Genomic DNA, 18,221 nt, shown 5'->3' on the forward strand with positions numbered 1-18,221 from the left:
TTTTTATTGCTGATTATCAGTTTGTTGTGATTTTTATTCTTTTTTTATTGATCACGGTAGGTGGTAAGCAGCTATTTCTGCGCCTATAGTAGTGAAGGAGCAAAAAATGGGTGAACAAATGATTACAAATGAGCTGTTGAAGCGATATCTTCAAGGAAAATGTACACGAGCAGAGAAGAAGATTGTAGGGGACTTTCTGGCAGATCCTGACCATACTGCTGTTCTTCATCGGCTGATGGAGGCAGAAACTACATCTTTATGGGATCGGCCCGAAGAAGTCGAACCTATCGATGCCGCGAAGATTTCCGAATGGCAGCTTCGGTTAAAGGAAAGAATTGGGCCCTTACAACCCCTGGTCCAAGCCGAAGAAACACAGCCTCCGCTAAAATCAAAGATCGTAGCTATTGGAAGGAAAACAATACGATATGTCGCGGCGTTACTTCTATTCGCTGCGTTGGCCGGATTGATTTGGTCATTGATGCAACGGAATGATTTTAAAGAAAATCAAACTGCTGACTTAAAAAAGGAAATTGCGCCCGGCAGTGACAGAGCTATCTTGAAACTGGCAGATGGATCGACGATCTCTTTATCAGATGCTGCCAAAGGAAGCATTGCAGATCAAGGTGGAGTGAAAGTACAAAAAACAGCCGAAGGTGAAATTGTTTATGCCGCTGTAGATAAAAGAGCATCCACACAATCCTATAATAGCATCCATACGCCCAATGGCGGACAATATCGTGTCACACTGCCTGATGGAAGTAGGGCATGGCTCAATGCGGCATCTTCACTGACCTACCCGGTGGAATTTGAAAAAAAAGAACGTCGGGTAAAAATGACCGGCGAAGTCTACTTCGAAATAGCCAAAATCACTAACGAAAATAAGGAACGCGTACCATTTTTTGTCGAGACCGATAAACAGGTGATCCAGGTATTGGGAACCACCTTCAATGTCAACGCTTATGCCAATGAACCTTATGACTGTACAACGCTGTTGGAAGGGAGCGTACGCCTCGTTGCCGCACATAGCGGGAAATCAGAATTGCTCAAACCCGGACAGCAGGCGTTGGTCGGAAACAATATGCTGCTCTCGGAAGCAGATATACAACAAAACTTAGCCTGGATAAATGGGTATTTTATATTCCGTCGGGAAGAGTTAGGCGGTATTCTGCGCAAGATCGCCCGATGGTACGATGTCACGGTGGAATGTCCTCCTGAATTAAGCACAATGAAATTTACGGGAAAGGTATCCCGGAGTCAATCGCTATCGGCGGTAACGGAAATGATCGCTTCCATCAATAAGGTGAAACTGGAGATCAAAGAAAGGAGGATTATCGTGAAGAAATAATTACCCATTACCATGACATTGGATAAAAAATAAGCGGCGATGCTACCAACATCACCGCCCGAAATAGCTAAAGTCATTAAAAAAGATGTGTCGTCAATTTTTAACATTTACTATAACTACAAGACAAAAGTATGAATTTTCATCAAGTCATGCGTGTTATGAAAATCACCATGGTATTATTAACCTGTGTACTAGCACATTTAAGTGCAGCTACATATGGTCAGCACCTAACTATTAATAAGCAAAAGACCCTTTTGGCTGATCTGATGGAACAGATCAGTGTGCAGACGGGCTATGATTTTTTTTATGATGCGGAGATATTTGATCATGTGCCGCGCATCACGATCAATGTGGTCAATGCGCCGCTGGAACAGGTGCTACAACGTTGCTTTGAAAAGCTTCCATTTGCCTATACAGTCAAAAACAGAATTGTAACGATTCGGCGTACGGATTCGGAAAGTCCAAGTGATGAAAAAAAGACGAAACGTTGGACGCAGACCACTATGGTCCGTGGCCGGGTACTGGATGGAAGTACAGGACAGGCCTTGGCCGGAATTTCAGTCAGCGTCAAGGATACCAGGAATTCGACCTCAACGGATGCAAATGGAAATTTCACTATAGGAATTTCCGGACAAAATGGAGTGCTGGTTTTTACCTCGTTGGGATATCAGTCTAAGGAGTTGAACGTCAGTTCGAAACAAGGCGATATAACGGTTCGGTTACAGGCTCTGACCACGGCACTGCAGGAAGTCGAAGTCACAGTGCAGGCCCGAAAAAGAGCGAATACCGAAGCTTCAGTGCTCGAAGAACGCCGCAAAGCATCCATCGTACAGGATGCGATCTCGGCTCAATTGATTGAACGTACCGGTAGTATCACCACAACGCAGGCTTTGCAACGTGTGACCGGGGTGACCATAACCGACGATAAATACGTGGCGGTACGTGGACTGGGCGACCGCTCGGTAATTGGACAGCTGAATGGCGTACGGTTGGCATCCTCGGATCCTGACCGCAGTGCCATCCCATTGGATCTTGTTCCGGCGTCTTTATTGGATAATATTACTGTCTATAAGACCGTCACACCGGATAAGCCTGCCGATGCGGCTTCGGGCATCGTCGAACTGAAGACCAAATCGGTACCAGAAAAGATGACGTTTGAAGTGATCGCGCAGACAGGCTTCAATTCCAATATCGGGATTGGCGGCAAGTATAACAGTTTCTGGAATAGCGATATGGGCGTATTAGGTACGGCAATCAATAAGAAAGATCTTTCCAAAGACTTTCTGAATCTATCCAAACAATACCCCAATGGCCTCAGTTCGATTCAGCAGCTGATTGCCTCGAGCAATTATAGTCCTGAAGTGCGCCAGGAGGTCAATCGCATCAATGGCATTATGCAGGGATTTGACCCCGTATTGACATCGCAGACTAAAAAAGCACCCCTCAATCAATTGTATTCCGCTACGTTCGGTAACAGTTATACCCTTTTTGATAAACATAAATTGGGCGTGATTCTCGGCGGAAACTATTACCGACGCACAAGCAATATCTACGACGGAGACCTGACACAATATAGCATTTACCAAGGTGTGGTCACAGGTAGCCCCTATATCTATAGCCAGCGCAAGATCCCTAATTTTACCACCACCAATAATATTGTGATGGGCAAGTATCAGACCTACAAGGAAAATACAGGCGTCGAGACGCTTAATTATGGCCTATTGGGTGGTCTGACCTATCGCTTTAACCCTAGACATGAAGTGAGTTTTCAGTATCTGGGCAGTTGGGGCGGGGAGAATAGGGCAACGAACCTGCGTGGCGGATATTACTATGCGGGTTTACCGGGTGAAGTAAACAGTACCACCTACTCGCTAAAGCAAACCTTCCGCACGCTACATACCTTTAATCTACAAGGAGAACACAAATTTTTAACAAGTGAATATTCACCACGGTTGAGCTATAATATGGCGTCATCCAAATCCAACCAGAATGATCCGGATTACCGCTTTGTCAATATGGTGGATTACAAACCGCGCTATGGCGGTGCCATTGAGCGGCCAAGTATTGCCCATCTCCCGAATACGGGGAATGTAGACTATGTTTATACCGAACGCTATTATGCGTTAAGCTCGGGTTATGTTAATGGATTTGGTCCTTTCGGTATTCTTCAGGCTGATCCGAATGGACGGCGCTGGCGGAATCTGGACGAAACCAATTATAATTACAAAGCTGATCTGACGATTCCTTTTAAGTTATTGGGCCATAAACAGGAAATAAAAACAGGATTCAACTACCTGAACCGTGAGCGGAAATTTGGGGAAAACGTACTGTTTCTGCCGGGATCTAATTTTACAAGTTATGGTGCTTATGGTCCCGGTAAATTTTCCTCAATTCCACTGTATGATGTGGAAGGTAATCTGGATCGCCTGGTCAGCAATGAGGTGGTCGGTGTGCGCGTACCCACAGGCGGGGTAGGTGAAGGTGACTTTCCCGTGGGGGGCTTCTTGTACAACATCCAGAAATCGCCTAACAATTACACCGGATTTTATGAAACCAATGCGTTCTATGGAATGCTGGACCTGAAACTGACGGATGAACTTCGGGTCGCCGGTGGATTGCGGTTTGAAAATACCAATATCCAGTCCGCGGTGGATACGGCCAATGTATATCTGGATCCATCCCTGACAGCAGCCAATGCAAACGGGACCGTAAACCTGAATCCACAGAATCCAAATTCGGCCTATAAGCAGGGCTACAAACCGTATTATTCAGTCAATGCAACGTATACCCTCAACGAGAATATGAACTTTAGGGTAGCCTTCAATACCACACTGGCGCGACCTGAATTACGGGAAATTACCAATGTTTACGAATTTGACGCTTTCCAGATGGGTTTGGTCGTCGGAAACAGAAACTTAAAAAATCAGTCGACCAAAAACCTGGATTTTCGCTGGGAATGGTTTCCCAATAGCGGTGAAGTCATTGCTGTTTCGGCCTTCGGAAAAGAAATCAATGATCAGTTGGTGAAGGTATTCAGCCTACAGACACAGGGACTTGCCGCTACTTTTCCGGAATTTCCGATCATTCAATTTCAGAACGACCCCAACCAGGGCCGGGTCTATGGAATTGAACTGGAACTGGTAAAAAACTTAGGCTCATTTTGGGGACCCGCACAGGATTTCTTCTTAGGGTCCAATCTGCTGCTTGCGCAGAGCAATATTAAGAAAACACCGGAACGGCTTGCTGCCAACTGGTCTATCGACCGGAATGCACCGACCAATAGCCCGCTCTTTGAACAGGCTCCCTATAGTATCAATGCCTGGCTGAATTATAACAATAAAAAATGGGGAACGGATATCACAGCGACATACAATACGGTAGGCGAAAGGCTGGTACAGATCAATCTTACCGGAGAACCGGATCTCTATACGCGGCCATTTTCCATGATGGACCTGGTATTCAGTCAAAAGTTGAATAAGAGGTTGCTCTTTAAAGGTTACGCAAAGAATATCCTGAATCCGGCAATCAAAACGGTTTATGCCAATCCAAATACAGGTGGCAAATGGTATGGACGCGAATACCTCAACCGGAGCTACAAACGCGGTACAGAAATTATGATTGGATTTACCTATAACATTTTATAAGTATGAAACAGCAAAAAAAAGGAAATAATGGACAGCGCTTGAAGGCGATGGGATGGCTATCCCTGCTACAGGTCATACTGCTATTGGTCAGTATTTTTGTCCTCTCCTGTAAACGGGAAAACTTAGATTACACTTTTGACTATAGACCTAATCCAGATGCTGAAAAAGCCTCAAATATACGCTTGGTCAATTTATCCGAAAATGCACAGCTGATTGCTAATGGCGACAGTCTGACAAATTTCTTTGTGCCCCCACAGCGTTCGGGCTATATTCCACCCGAAGAGCTGACGCCACCGGGAACACGTTATTTTCCGAAAGATGGGCGCTTGGGACAGAGCTGGACCGTGCCGCAGGATCTCTTTCAGACCGATGGCACAGTACGTCTTAGGACAACCTTTGTGCCGATACCAAATAAGACCATTGCTTCTCATGATGTCGAATTTACAGTCCACGATTCTTACAACGCTCCGAAGGACTATTACCTGCTGATCAATCACGAAAGCAGGGTGCAGAAACCGGATAGGCTGGTGGAGGTACCACGCAGTGTGACAGCTCCGGCACGTCCGGATCATTTTAAAATTCGGATCATTAATTTCGCCAAGAAGCTGATGCCAACAAGCGCTATGGAGGATATTACTGGCCCAATTACCTTGGCTTATGCGGATGGAACTCCGGTCAGTAACAGTACCACAAAGATTGGCAGTGATGCCTGGTCGGATTATGTGGAACTACCCTATGGTACCTATCAGTTTAAGCTGCTGACGGATGACGGCCGGCAGATTCCGGCGGTGGGGCATACTTATTACAATACTATTGACCGCTTCAACTCAACCATGGAAATGGGCGGCGGTGCCATTAGCCGAATGTCTTCTGGCCAGACCTATGCACCGGTTCAGACCTTCCAGCCCGGCGGTATCTATACTATTGTCGTCCATCCCAAAGAATTTACCTGGACCACGGGTACTGACGATATCCGCGAACTGCAAAATGGTTTCCAGATTATAGCCGATATCAGCGAACCCCTGAATCGGACCTATGCGCAGATACAGCTTGCCAATACCATTACAGGACAAGACCCGGTTTTGCAGGCTAAAGGCCAGGTTACAGCCGCCACAGGATATGGTAAGGCATCGAATTATCTACAAGTGGTCGCCGGTCAACAGCATATTGCTATTGAAACAGCTTCAGGGCAAGCTTTGGCTACCATCGATGCTGAACTGCAGGCAGGACAAAATTATACGGCCTGGCTCTACATGGATCAAGACAAAAAAGTCAAGGTCCTATTAGCGGCCAATAACTTGGCCGGAACGACCTATACAGGGAAAGAGGGAGGGGGTAATAATGCGACAATAGACCGGTTCCGGTCCAGCTATATGTTTAATTTCCGTTTCCTGAATTTCTGTTCAGCTTTGTCTTATGCCACGTTCACCAATGGTGAGGGACGCCCTTTCGGTACACAGACAATGGATAGTGGAGTAAATATCGCTCCGGGAGCCTTAAATATCCTTCAGCCTTATACCTCCTTATTATACAGTGCGTCCAATGATATCGGTGGCCCCTATCAATTTATGCTTTACAGCTCCATGCCAACACGTATTCCAGGCGATTGGCTACAACAGGTCAAACCATTGTCCAGTACGCAGCTAGTAGCAAACCCCAAACTGTATACCGCTGTCGGGCGTAAAGTTCCGCTGCATGAACCGGGGGTATATTCCATCGCGGTGATAGGTGATCTGAAAAGCACCTCCGAAACCGACAAAGCGAAATTTATGGTAGTAAAACATACGAAATGACCATTTTTATGAAATACAAGATTTTAAATTGTCCCATTTTTGCAGTTATCGCGTTATCGTTTGTTTTTTGCGTAGCGAGCTGCACAAAAACCGAATATCGCACCGTCGAAGACCCTGCCTATATCCGGGTATTTAATAATTTGACCTATACACTCACCTTGGATAATAAAGAAGAAGCGCAACCTTTTTTCTGCATGTTTATTGATCCAGAGTTTGACGCGTCAGGCAAACCTATTGGTGGAAAGGCAATAGGTGACTTTTTGGACAAACGGAATATTTATGCGGCACCCAATGCCGCACATGCAGGATTGAGTACCTCTAAATATAACCCTGAATACCCGGGGAAAGAATTGGTGCCGACAGCGCCGATATTGAATGGTTTTGATTTAACAAATTGGGCGCAGGTGCCTGCAGGCAAACGTCGTTTCCTCTTTATGGCACGACCCATCAGTAGCGTCCCATTTGCACAATTGCCCGATGAGCAGCAGCGCAAAGTATTTCTCGATACCATTATTGATCTCTCCTCGCGCGAAGTGTATACCTTACATATACTGCAGAAAGACTTTAAGACAAAGGAAAATGGACTCTATGTGCGTCAGGAGACGTTCCATAAACAGGCTTTTTCGGATACCCTGACTTACGTCAATTTTTATAACCTGAGCGCCAAAGGTTTTCTACAGGCGGATCTTGCACAGAAATTGCCAGTACCGGGGACAACAAGGTCGTTGCGCTACGGTTTACTTGATACGATGAATATTTTTATCACGCATATTCAGCCAAGTGTGAATGCTGCCGGAGCGACGGTGCAACAGCGTATTCCAAATTTCAGTTATCAATACGCTGGTCAGATGCAGCGTAACATTGGTGCCCCTAAAGTGGCGCCTTATTATGGTTTCCCGATCTTCTTGCAGGATAAAAATAAGATTTATTCCAATACCTGGCAATATATCCAGTTTTTTGCACCTTCCATTGATCCGCGTACCGCAGGATCCTATCTCGAACCGCCATCGGTCCCGGGAGGGCTTACGGAACCTGCTGTTAAAGACGGTACTTTTGGCTATATCCTGATGGATCATGCACAATATTCGCCCAGTTATTATCTAAATACTTTTTTCCCCGGTCTAACAGTCAATGTTCATTCTGGAACAGCTAATCCACGAACTTTCGGTGTAGTCAATAGTATTGAAATCGTCAATGGCAATGCCTTTCTGACCACGGTACAACGTAAATATCCGCAACCTATTTATTAATTATGAGACCTGATATTTTAACTATAAATCAGCAGACAGTGGGCAGACAAACCGGCGGCAGCGTGCGATCGGGCAGTATGAAAACACTATTTTGGCTTGCTTTACTTTTAAACACATTCTTTTTCCATGCATGCAAGAATAAAGACCTTGATCTGTATGTCGAAAGTGAAAAATACAGCAATGCAGCGGATTTTATTGGTAACAACTATAATCTGACCTTATTTTATGCTGCATTGAAGCAGGCTGATTTGTTGAATCTGCTTAAAGAGCCTGGGCCTTATACACTGTTCGCGCCAACGAATAAAGCCTTCAATGATCTTGGGATTGTCCGTGCCAGTGATTTCGCGAGCATGAAGCAAGATAGCCTGCGGCAGCTATTGCTTTATCATATTTTGCCGCGCAGGTTGTATACCAGTGATGTACCCCCAAATACCATCGACAACAAATATGTTAACATGATGGAAAAAGAACTGTTTATCGGTTATAAAAACCAAAAAGTCTGTGCGGAATGTACGCTAATTTCGGACTTCTATGTTAACGGCTCAAAATCTGTCTTAGCGACGCAGAATATTGTATTGGCGAATGGTGTATTACATGTCGTGGATAAAGTGCTGAAGTATAATCCAACCATACAAGATGTATTAAATTCCAAACCAGAGTATAGCTTATTTATTGCACTGCTCAAACGTATGGGAGACTGGAATCGTCTAGGAGAGCCTGCCAATACAACTGTTTTTGCGCCCGATAACCAAGCCTTCGAAAAGGCTGGAATAACAATCAATGACATTGCTCAGTTGGATCCTGGCAAATATGGCAAACGATTGTCGCGTGTTTATCTGCTGTATAACCATTTCTTTCTTTCCGATATGGCGATCTATGGACAGCTACCGGGCTCAGGCTATTACGGAAGTCCTTATTATCGTGCGCGCATCGTGGGTGATGAATTATATTATTTTGGTATTTCCGCCAATACGCCAATGGAACCCTTTATTATTCACAGCCAAGCTCCTGAAGCCAATACGCCACTACGGATCAGTAACTTTCAGCCGGGTTATCAAACGGATTATAAAGCGGACAATGGCGTTGTACATGGAATAAACAGCCTCTTGGTATTGCCCGAAGAAGCATTGATTAAGGAATCAACTAAGACAAATCAACGATGAAAAGTAATTTAAATCAATATATTAAGCTTGCAATATTCGCTGTGGTTCTCCTATTTTTCGGCTGCAAAAAAGCAGAGTTTATGCCTGACGCAGTAGGAGAAGAGATCCCGGTGCCAACCTATCCTTCGCTGCTAGAAGGACTGCCGGAGAATACCAGTTTGTTTAAAGCAATGTGGCAAAAGGCCGACATGGATAAAGTACTGGCCACCGAACAGGCGCAGGCCAAATTAACCTTTTTGGTTTCGAACAATAGTGCAATGGAAACCGCTGGATATACGGCCGTAAAAATACAGCAGCTAACAAAAGACTCCTTGCAGACTGTATTGCGCTATCATGTACTCAACGGTGCAATCAGTTCCGATCAACTGGCTATGATAGGGCGGGATCTGACTTATTTTACACTATTGAAGCATCCTAAATTTTTGGATGGTGAACCCCGGGATGGTACATTGGTGCGGACGATACCTTATTTCTATCGGCAGCAACTGAGTATGGTCGGAGGGAACTTTATTATCGATGGAAAGAAATTAAAGATTGGGCAGGAACTTGCCGTTGCGCAGGGACATGTTTTTATTATTGAGCAGGTTCTCAAAGCTCCCCAGCAGCAGATGTACGATTTTTTGGTAAAGGACGGCCGTTTTTCCTTGTATTTAAAGTCCATGGAACTTAGCAATACAGAATATGCCAATGATTTTATGATGAATATGTATCCGGGTTTTGGTTTACCGGTTCGTTTTATGCTCGATTGGAATTATTATTTTGAAGGTACTTTTCACTATAGTGCTGAATGGCCTAGACATGTTATCCATTGCACCCTGTTTGCGCCGACCGATGCAGCTTTCAACCGGATCGGCATTTATACGGAGGCTGATCTACGGGCATTGAATGGACGGATCGAAACCCCATGGTACTATGAAACGAACCAATTAACTCCGGTGGATAGCCTGCTCAAGTACCAGTATATAGGTGGTGCGAGACTGGAGACAGGTTACAATGAAGATTATTCCATGATTACGGTCGATGTGCAAATGGACCGTTTTTTAAATAATGCAACTATTTTTTCGCAAATGTTGGACAACAACAAGTTGGCTGAATTCAAGAATATCTACCATCGTTTTTACCGCTCAGGCAACAGAATTCAAGTGGGGCATTTGAAAAGCAAGGAACAGCCAGCAGATATTATTGAGGAAAATATCAACACCATTCAAGGACCAGTCCATGTTGTTGATCGGATCATTGTGCCAGATGATTTCAGCATGTGGCACAAAAAAAATAATACGAAACGTGTAAACGATTAGACAAAAAGACATGAAATCAATGAAATACCTATACGCCATTCTATTGATGTTATCCCTGGTGAACTGTTCTAAGGATGCCATAAATCCAAATGATGGTGTCGGAAAAAATACTTTAAACGACGTGGTTCGGGACAACTTTGGACTGACCTATCTTGCGACGGCACTGTATAAAAGCGGGCTGAATAAAATGTTGATGCAGGATGGTTCCTACACCTTACTGGCCCCATCCGACGATGCTTATAAGGCTGCTGGTTATCAAAATCCGGCCGCAGTATATGCTGAACCGGCGGGTAAACTTGTTGAACAGGGCAATTACCATATCCTGAAAAATGTTATACTATTTACAGGAAAGAATTTAAAAATGAATCAGGAGGAGGAAACGGTATTGGGTACCAAAGTGTATTGGAGCCGGGTGAAACGAGGAAAAGATACGCTGACGACGATCAATGGCAGCCGGCTGCTGCAAGCGGATACCAAGGCCGCAAATGGGGTAATGCAGGTACTTGACCGTTTATTGGTTCCCAATGTACACGGCAACCTGAAACAGGCGCTGGCGGCAAACGCTGATCTCAGCTTGTTTTACCAGGGTTTAAAGGTTTCGGGCTTATTGGAATCACTAGCGGGCACAACGAATTATACGGTGTTTGCACCCAATAATATGGCGATCAAACAACTTGGCTATCCCAATCTGGAAGCGATAGAAAAGGCTGACCAAGTAGAGTTGAAAAAACTACTGAGCTACCATATAGCCAAAGAGCGCAAGTTCGCACAGGATTATTTTTTGCTGACGCCTGATGGAACAACGAGTTATACCGAAACGATGCTGAATGAAAAGACCGTGACCATTAACTTGCTTGGTCAATACAATGTACCCAATAGTTTTACGGGAATAACTGTTAAAGGGATCGGCAATTCCTGGGCACTAACACCTCTACGTATGGATGTACTTGCTGGAAATGGAGTCATCCATGTAATGGGACAGACACTCCAACAATAAGGTGAAAGACTGTGTGTTATTCACTCAGATTTATAAAAAATGTTTACATGAGAACAATCAATAATACAATATATCGTTGGCTAGGGATGCTTATTGCCATATTCCTACTGCAATTACAGCCAACACGAATTTTTGCCCAGGAGACTTCTGGCGCGCTGACGGGCCGCGTGCTGGACGGGACAAAAGTGCCGATAGCGGCAGCCTCCATCGAAGCAGTGCATACGCCTTCGGGTACAAAATATTCGCTGTCTGCAGACAAAGACGGTCGATTTACCATCAATAATATGCGGATCGGCGGGCCTTATCGCGTTACAGCTACTGCTGTGGGGCTGCAGCCCGATATACGAGAAGATATTTATATCCGTTTGGGGGGAGCCCAGGAAGTTGAGCTCCTGCTGAGTGCAGCCAACCAACGCATGGAGGAGGTGGTGGTCAGCGCCCGGGCAAGGGGGCAACGAGCCGATACATTTGGCGCAGGTAAAAATATTTCGGGCGAACAGATCCGCAATATGCCGACAGTATCGCGTTCAATTACCGACGTTACACGCCTGACACCCCAGGGAAGCCGCGACAATAGCTTTGGAGGAACCAATTTCCGGTACAATAATGTCACCGTGGATGGTGCAATCAACAATGATGCAATCGGTTTTTCGCCTTCTTTGGGTGGGCAGACCGGTACCTCGGGCATGGCCGGAAGCTCAACCCGAACCAATCCGATTTCTATCGATGCGATTCAGGATGTGCAGGTCTATCTTGCGCCCTATGATGTCAAGATCGGGAACTTTACCGGCGGTTCGGTAAATGCTGTGACCCGATCGGGAACAAATAAAATCGAAGGCTCCGTCTATGGTTTTGGCCGCAATGCGTCGCTGACCGGAAAAGATAGGGTCGGTACATTGGGAAAAATGAACAGTGACTTCTACGACTATCAGTCTGGTTTCCGTATCGGTTTCCCGATTATTAAAAATAAACTGTTCTTCTTCAGTAATGAAGAGATCGCGCGCCGGCAGGATCCGACACAGCTTATTGTCGGTACAGCTGAAACGGCTCAGATACTAAGTGTGACGGATGCAGAAAAAATAGCAAATACCGTCAAAGAACGCTATGGTAACTTATTTGACGTCGGGACTGCTGGTTTGTATACCAATTGGAGCAAATCGGTCAAGTTCTTTAACCGTATAGATTGGAATATCAATGCCAAGCATCAGCTGGCGGTCCGGAACAATACCATCCGCAGTTCGGCGACGCATATGGACCGCGACCAACAGGACTTTCGCTTTTCGAGTATGGCCTTCAAACAGACCAATAACCAGAGCAGTACGGTGGCTGAATTGAAGAGCCGGTTTTCAAACAATCTATCCGCAAATGCGGTGATTGGTTATACAATTGTCGATGACAGCCGTGATCCGCTGTCGGACCCGACCTTACCTCAGGTGCAGATTCAGGGACGTACCCCCGGAACGACAATCTACATCGGTACGGACCGCGAAGCGAGTATTTTTGATATGCAGCAGCGGACATGGGAGTTTACGGCCAATTTAATCTGGAACACAGGAAGACATAAACTGCTGTTCGGTACCCACAACGAGTTGTATAAAATTCGTTACGGCTTTGTCAATAGCTGGAACGGGCGTGTTGATTACAACAGCATCGAAGATTTTGTTAATAACAATCCATATCGGGTACGGGGAAGCTACAATTATAATAACAATACCCGCGATTATATCCTAGCGAATCCGGCGGCTGATTTTGCTGTGAATATGTACAGCTTGTATGTACAGGACGAGATCAGAATACACGATCGACTGCGGATCACACCTGGGCTACGGGCAGATTTGGCAAGCCTTCCGGAAATGCCCGGACTGAGCGATAAAGTGAAGAGTATTCTCTCAGATCCTAATTTCGGTACGACCTATCAGTATACCCCATTAACCCGTCTGCGCAATGATTTTATGAATAGGGTACAATTATCGCCACGAGTAGGCTTTCGTTGGGAAGTAACAGAAGATCGCAAACTCGTATTGCGAGGCGGTGCAGGATTGTTTACGGGACGGATTCCCTTTGCGTGGTTGGCTTACGCGTATTACAATACCGGAAATAGTTACGGTGCTTTTGACCAGCGGGCAGATCAGAAACCTTTTGCTCCGGGCAGCGATGCAATACGTCCGAGTGAAAATGGCCTGGCAGATTTTATTGCTCAGAATGGTGCTGTCGTCAATGAGCCGAATAGCGGAAAAACGCAGGTCGATCTCGTTGACAATGGATTCACGCTGCCGCAGGTATTCCGTGCAAGTTTAGGAATGGATTATGAGGTGTCCGGTGACTGGAAGTTTACGCTCGAAGGGATCTATACCAAGAATATCAGTGATGTGTTATTCCAGCAGCTCAATACCTCCGATAATCCACGTTGGTATGGTTATGACCGCAAGCATCAACAGCCCGTATACAGCGGTACAGTAGATACGCGTTTTTCGAATATTTACTTGCTGAGCAATACCAATCAAGGGTATAAATACAGTGTGACAGGGACGGTGGTGAAGAAATACAAAACTTTAAATGCAACAGCGAGCTACACCTACGGCATGTCAAAAGATCTATCCAATGGGGTGCGGAACTCCATGGAGTCGAATTGGCAGCTTAACCAGTCCCTGATTCCCAACAATCCAAGCCTGGCTTATAGCAATTTTGATATCCGGCATCGGATTGTAGCGAGTGTCGGTTATGATAAACTATGGCATCGTGCCGGACGGACAAATGTCACACTGTTCTTTTCCGCGCAGTCCGGTTCGCCATTTACTTATGGTATTGTAAACAATAGCATACAGGGATTACCACAGCAGGTATCGCTGGTCTATATACCGACAGCGTCGGAAGCAATCCAATATTTTAAAGACATTGCCGGTGGGCAGACAGCTGCACAACAAGCTGCCGCTTTTAATGCTTTTATTGATGCAAATGAATATTTAAGCGGGCGAAGGGGCGATTTTACCGAACGTAACAAAGCACGTACGCCCTGGAATGTACAGGCCGATCTGCGGCTTGCACATGAACTACCGGTCAATGGAAAGGGACATATCCTGACACTTTCGGCTGATGTGATGAATTTGACCAACTTACTTTACAGGAAATGGGGGGTACAGTACTTTTCACCGAATACATTCAATTCCACCAGTTCGGTGGGACTGACGCCGACGCTGTTTCCACCGCAACAGAATGGGGGAAATTGGCCTGTATTCGAGTTTCGCAATCCCGGGACACCTTATAGTATTGATTATTTTAATTCAAGAGCTCAGGTACAGCTCGGCCTACGCTATTCATTTTAGATCCTGCTACAGGATGAGGCATCTGGGGCTTTCTTGCTCCAGGTGTCCATCTTACTTAAATAGACAGAAAATTTGGCTACCGGAATAGATAAAAAACAGCATAAGCTGCTGATGGAGTGTATAGATCGACTACTTGAAAGTGAGGCTGATCCACAGGAATGGCTCAAACGCAAAGCGGAACTGGAAGATGCATTTGGAGAATTACTCCGTGCGATACGGCAGGTTGAACAGTCTATTGTTAATTATAAAAATCTGTATGCCGGTATCCGGCTCTTAGCATCCAAAGCCCATCGAAGGCGGACGAAGAAATCATAAAAATCTTTTCATGAAGATTCTGATGAAGATGAGTAATATAAATTTCATTTTATAGGGATTAAACAATCGATTCCATAAAAGCGCTGATCTGTGGTCTTTAACTTCATTTCATAATGAAAACTGTCCTGGATAAACGCGAATTTCCCGATTGCCCAGATGTTCGATGCTACCGCCGATGCTATTTTTTTACTTTACGGCATTTGTTCTATTATTTTCTGTCAAGCTCTTTTTTAAAACTGCTTGGCGACTGTCCATATCTCTTTTTAAATGCTGAAGCAAAATAGGAAGCGGATGAAAAACCGACACTGCTAAAGATCTCATTGATATGGAGGCCATCTGCCATCAGGCTTTTGGCTTTTTTGAGCCTCCTTTCGACGATATATTCGCTGATGCTACAGTCGAGCAACTGTTTAACCTTTCGATAGAGCTGCACGCGCGATAAGCGGAGTTCGCTGGCAATATCGTCGACGCTCAGCCTTGAATCGGACAGCTTTGATTCGACAATCGTCGAAAAACTATTGAGAAAGCGTCTGTCGTTGTCGTTAATGCTGTCAGACAGCGAAGTATCAAATTGCTCCACAGTGCTGCTATATTTTTCTTTCAGCTGATGTCTCGATTGTAGGATATTGGCAATCCGCACCTTAAGGATGGCTGCATTGAATGGTTTGGTGATATAGTCATCTGCCTTTAAAAGGCCTCCCTCAAGGATAGTCTCTTCGTTGGCAAGTGCACTCAATAGAATGACTGGAATATGAGCGGTCTGATAGAAGGTTTTGACATCTTTGAGGATATCTAGGCCGCTGCCGTCAGGCAGCATAATATCGGTGAGTACCAAATCCGGGAAATGCGTTTTCATAAAATTATTGGCTTGATGCGAATCTCTGGCCAACAATAAATTGTAGTCGTTTTCTAAGATAGATCTGAGGTAGTCCCTGATTTCATCGTTATCTTCGACGATCAGAATGCTTTTTGATTTATCAGAATGAAAGGAAAGATTCTTTTCGGGGGATTTTACCTCAGGCTCCAGATATTCTTGCTGCATAAATACGGGCTTTATGCCAGATACATCTTTCAGGAGCTCTTCCTGCTCGTAATGAGCATTGCCGATGGGCATCCGTAGTGTAAAGATCGAACCATGGCCTAGTTTGCTGCTGGCCGTGATCTGGCCACGATGTAGCTCGACAATCTGTTTGGCGTAAGCAAGACCAATCCCAGAGCCATTCCTGCTACCTGTTCCTTGATAGAAAGGATCAAAAATATGCTCTATATCGATAGGTGCAATTCCTAAACCATTGTCCAATACGCGTAAGTAGAAGTAGTCTTTGAAGCTATTTTCTTCCAATGAAATTTCAATTCTTCCACTGGCTGCGGTATGTTTTATGGCATTGGAAAGGAGGTTGGATAGCACCTGTTCCATCAGGTATTCGTCAATCCATACTTCTTTTAATATACTTTTGTTAACGTAGCTGACGGATATTCTGCTTTTTTTGAGCAGCGGCTTGAAGCTGTTGATTACCTGTTGTATAAAAGGGTCAATCTGTACTGCTGAAACCTGAAGCTTGATCTTTGCTTTGCTGATGCGATGGATATCGATGAGATCGCTTACCAGGCGTTGCAATTTTTTCGCACTTCGTTTGACACGTGACAACTGATCTTTGATATCATCGGCAAGATCCTTCCGTGTTTCGAGATCCTCTATTGGGGCTAGGATAAGGGTGAGTGGCGTTTTGAACTCGTGGGAGATGTTGGTAAAAAAATTGTTTTTAATTTCCGCTGCCTGCTGAATCTGGCTGTTCATCTCAACGATTTGCTTCTGCTGGGACAAGATTTCGCCATTTTTGATTTCGAGATGTTTGTTCTTTTCCCAATTGCTTTTGATGACAATGACGGAAACACCGCCAAACACGACTGCGAGCACCAGACTGACAACAAGGACATTGAGGACAGACTTTTGATTCTGATAAATACGGTTCTGCTCGGTAATAAATTCCTGTCTTTTGTCGATATCTATTTGTTGCTGTTGGATCTTACGGGATTGCAGTGCGAGTAGTTCTGCATTTGTTTTGTCAATAACGGAGGTAGCAAGGATGTTCTCGCGTTTATAAGGCTGATTGTTGATAATCGCTAGCGCTATTCGGATTGCTTCAGTGCCGCCTGTAGGGTACAGCATAGAGGCATACATACGACCTTGCATAATCTGTTCCAAACCATTACCTGGTCCGGGCAGCGCATCTACGCCGATGATTTTAATATCCTTTTTGGACTGGGCTTCGTCCAGGGCTTTTTTTACGCCCATGGCCATTTGGTCATTGAAAGTAAAAATGACATCGCTTTGCGCCATCTGACTGATGTGCTTTCGCGTTTCGGCATAGGCTGTATATTTTTCCCATTTCCCGTGGATAATACCGTTTATTTGCATGTCAGATGCTGCCAAAATACTTTGTTTAAAACCCTTTTCGCGCTCGATGGAAGCCGATGTCCCTGATAGTCCGGTCACTAATCCGACCTTGCCTTTACCTTGGAGGACAGTTTGGCTATATTGACCTGCAAGTTTACCAATGGCCAGGTTGTCTGCCCCTACGTATGCATTATATTGACCCGAAGAGGTTTTCCGGTCGGTTACGATCACAGGGATATGAAGCTGGTATATGGAATCAACGATGGGAGTAAGCGGCTCGGCCTCATTGGGCGAAACGATCAACAGGTCGATATCTGCTTTGGCAAGTTCGCGTATCTGGTCAATTTGCAGCGCATTGTTGCCATGGGCATCCCGGTATAAGAATTCAATGTCGGGATTAAAAGAGAGTTCGCGTTTCATTTCCTCGAGCATAGTCTGCCTCCAGGCATCATTCCCAATGCATTGCGAAAAAGCGATGACCCGCTTCTTTTTTTGGCTTACTGATTGACAACCCAAAAAAAGGAATAGGATCAATAGGCCATAAACGGTGTGTCTTCCCATGATTTTTTTTCCCCTTTACAATCCGAATATACATCATTTCACTTTTTTTAGATAATCAGTATATGGTTAGTGTATTCATTACACTAAAACAGATTGAGATAAATATGTATCATTTTCTATAGGATATGTCTAAA

The 18,221-nt window shown here is 44.9% G+C and carries 10 protein-coding genes; 9 read left to right on the top strand and 1 reads right to left on the bottom strand.

Going from position 1 to position 18,221, the window contains the following annotated elements:
* Positions 1-118: 118 nt before the first annotated feature.
* The 9 genes from HMAT_RS24635 to HMAT_RS24675 all read left to right on the top strand — a co-directional run bounded on the left by HMAT_RS24635 (position 119) and on the right by HMAT_RS24675 (position 15,128).
* Positions 119-1,345, top strand: a complete 1,227-nt coding sequence (locus HMAT_RS24635; protein WP_158656123.1) for a FecR family protein — start codon at positions 119-121, stop codon at positions 1,343-1,345.
* A gap of 131 nt (positions 1,346-1,476) precedes the next feature.
* A complete protein-coding gene (locus HMAT_RS24640) occupies positions 1,477-4,989 on the top strand; it encodes a TonB-dependent receptor (RefSeq protein ID WP_104385493.1) in 3,513 nt (1,170 codons plus the stop codon).
* A gap of 2 nt (positions 4,990-4,991) precedes the next feature.
* Positions 4,992-6,782 carry a DUF4397 domain-containing protein gene (locus tag HMAT_RS24645; protein WP_104385494.1) on the top strand — a complete coding sequence of 597 codons (1,791 nt, stop codon included), beginning with the start codon at positions 4,992-4,994 and terminating at the stop codon, positions 6,780-6,782.
* 8 nt (positions 6,783-6,790) lie between these two features.
* Positions 6,791-8,032: a hypothetical protein gene (locus tag HMAT_RS24650; protein WP_158656125.1), complete on the top strand. Its 1,242-nt coding sequence runs from the start codon at positions 6,791-6,793 to the stop codon at positions 8,030-8,032.
* Between the two features lie 2 nt (positions 8,033-8,034).
* A complete protein-coding gene (locus HMAT_RS24655) occupies positions 8,035-9,195 on the top strand; it encodes a fasciclin domain-containing protein (protein WP_104385496.1) in 1,161 nt (386 codons plus the stop codon).
* Positions 9,192-10,493 (top strand): fasciclin domain-containing protein, encoded by a 1,302-nt coding sequence (locus tag HMAT_RS24660; RefSeq protein WP_104385497.1) that lies wholly within the window; start codon positions 9,192-9,194, stop codon positions 10,491-10,493. The genes HMAT_RS24655 and HMAT_RS24660 overlap by 4 nt, the downstream gene beginning before the upstream one ends.
* 19 nt (positions 10,494-10,512) lie before the next feature.
* On the top strand, positions 10,513-11,490 hold the full coding sequence (locus HMAT_RS24665; RefSeq protein WP_158656127.1) for a fasciclin domain-containing protein: 978 nt from the start codon (positions 10,513-10,515) through the stop codon (positions 11,488-11,490).
* A gap of 47 nt (positions 11,491-11,537) precedes the next feature.
* Positions 11,538-14,813: a carboxypeptidase regulatory-like domain-containing protein gene (locus HMAT_RS24670; RefSeq protein WP_104385499.1), complete on the top strand. Its 3,276-nt coding sequence runs from the start codon at positions 11,538-11,540 to the stop codon at positions 14,811-14,813.
* Positions 14,814-14,924: 111 nt separating this feature from the next.
* On the top strand, positions 14,925-15,128 hold the full coding sequence (locus tag HMAT_RS24675) for a hypothetical protein (RefSeq protein ID WP_158656129.1): 204 nt from the start codon (positions 14,925-14,927) through the stop codon (positions 15,126-15,128).
* Between the two features lie 208 nt (positions 15,129-15,336).
* Here HMAT_RS24675 and HMAT_RS24680 read toward each other — a convergent pair whose 3' ends face one another.
* A complete protein-coding gene (locus HMAT_RS24680; protein ID WP_104385501.1) occupies positions 15,337-18,087 on the bottom strand; it encodes a substrate-binding domain-containing protein in 2,751 nt (916 codons plus the stop codon).
* Between the last annotated feature and the right edge of the window lie 134 nt (positions 18,088-18,221).

The sequence above is a fragment of the Sphingobacterium sp. HMA12 genome, assembly GCF_002933815.1.
Lineage (GTDB): Bacteria > Bacteroidota > Bacteroidia > Sphingobacteriales > Sphingobacteriaceae > Sphingobacterium.

Bases quoted from the DNA above. Each gene is read 5' to 3' on its own strand.
- HMAT_RS24635 (WP_158656123.1), top strand. From the start codon at position 119: ATGATTACAAATGAGCTGTTGAAGCGATATCTTCAAGGAAAATGTACA.
- HMAT_RS24640 (WP_104385493.1), top strand. From the start codon at position 1,477: ATGAATTTTCATCAAGTCATGCGTGTTATGAAAATCACCATGGTATTA.
- HMAT_RS24645 (WP_104385494.1), top strand. From the start codon at position 4,992: ATGAAACAGCAAAAAAAAGGAAATAATGGACAGCGCTTGAAGGCGATG.
- HMAT_RS24650 (WP_158656125.1), top strand. From the start codon at position 6,791: ATGAAATACAAGATTTTAAATTGTCCCATTTTTGCAGTTATCGCGTTA.
- HMAT_RS24655 (WP_104385496.1), top strand. From the start codon at position 8,035: ATGAGACCTGATATTTTAACTATAAATCAGCAGACAGTGGGCAGACAA.
- HMAT_RS24660 (WP_104385497.1), top strand. From the start codon at position 9,192: ATGAAAAGTAATTTAAATCAATATATTAAGCTTGCAATATTCGCTGTG.
- HMAT_RS24665 (WP_158656127.1), top strand. From the start codon at position 10,513: ATGAAATACCTATACGCCATTCTATTGATGTTATCCCTGGTGAACTGT.
- HMAT_RS24670 (WP_104385499.1), top strand. From the start codon at position 11,538: ATGAGAACAATCAATAATACAATATATCGTTGGCTAGGGATGCTTATT.
- HMAT_RS24675 (WP_158656129.1), top strand. From the start codon at position 14,925: ATGGAGTGTATAGATCGACTACTTGAAAGTGAGGCTGATCCACAGGAA.
- HMAT_RS24680 (WP_104385501.1), bottom strand. From the start codon at position 18,087: ATGGGAAGACACACCGTTTATGGCCTATTGATCCTATTCCTTTTTTTG.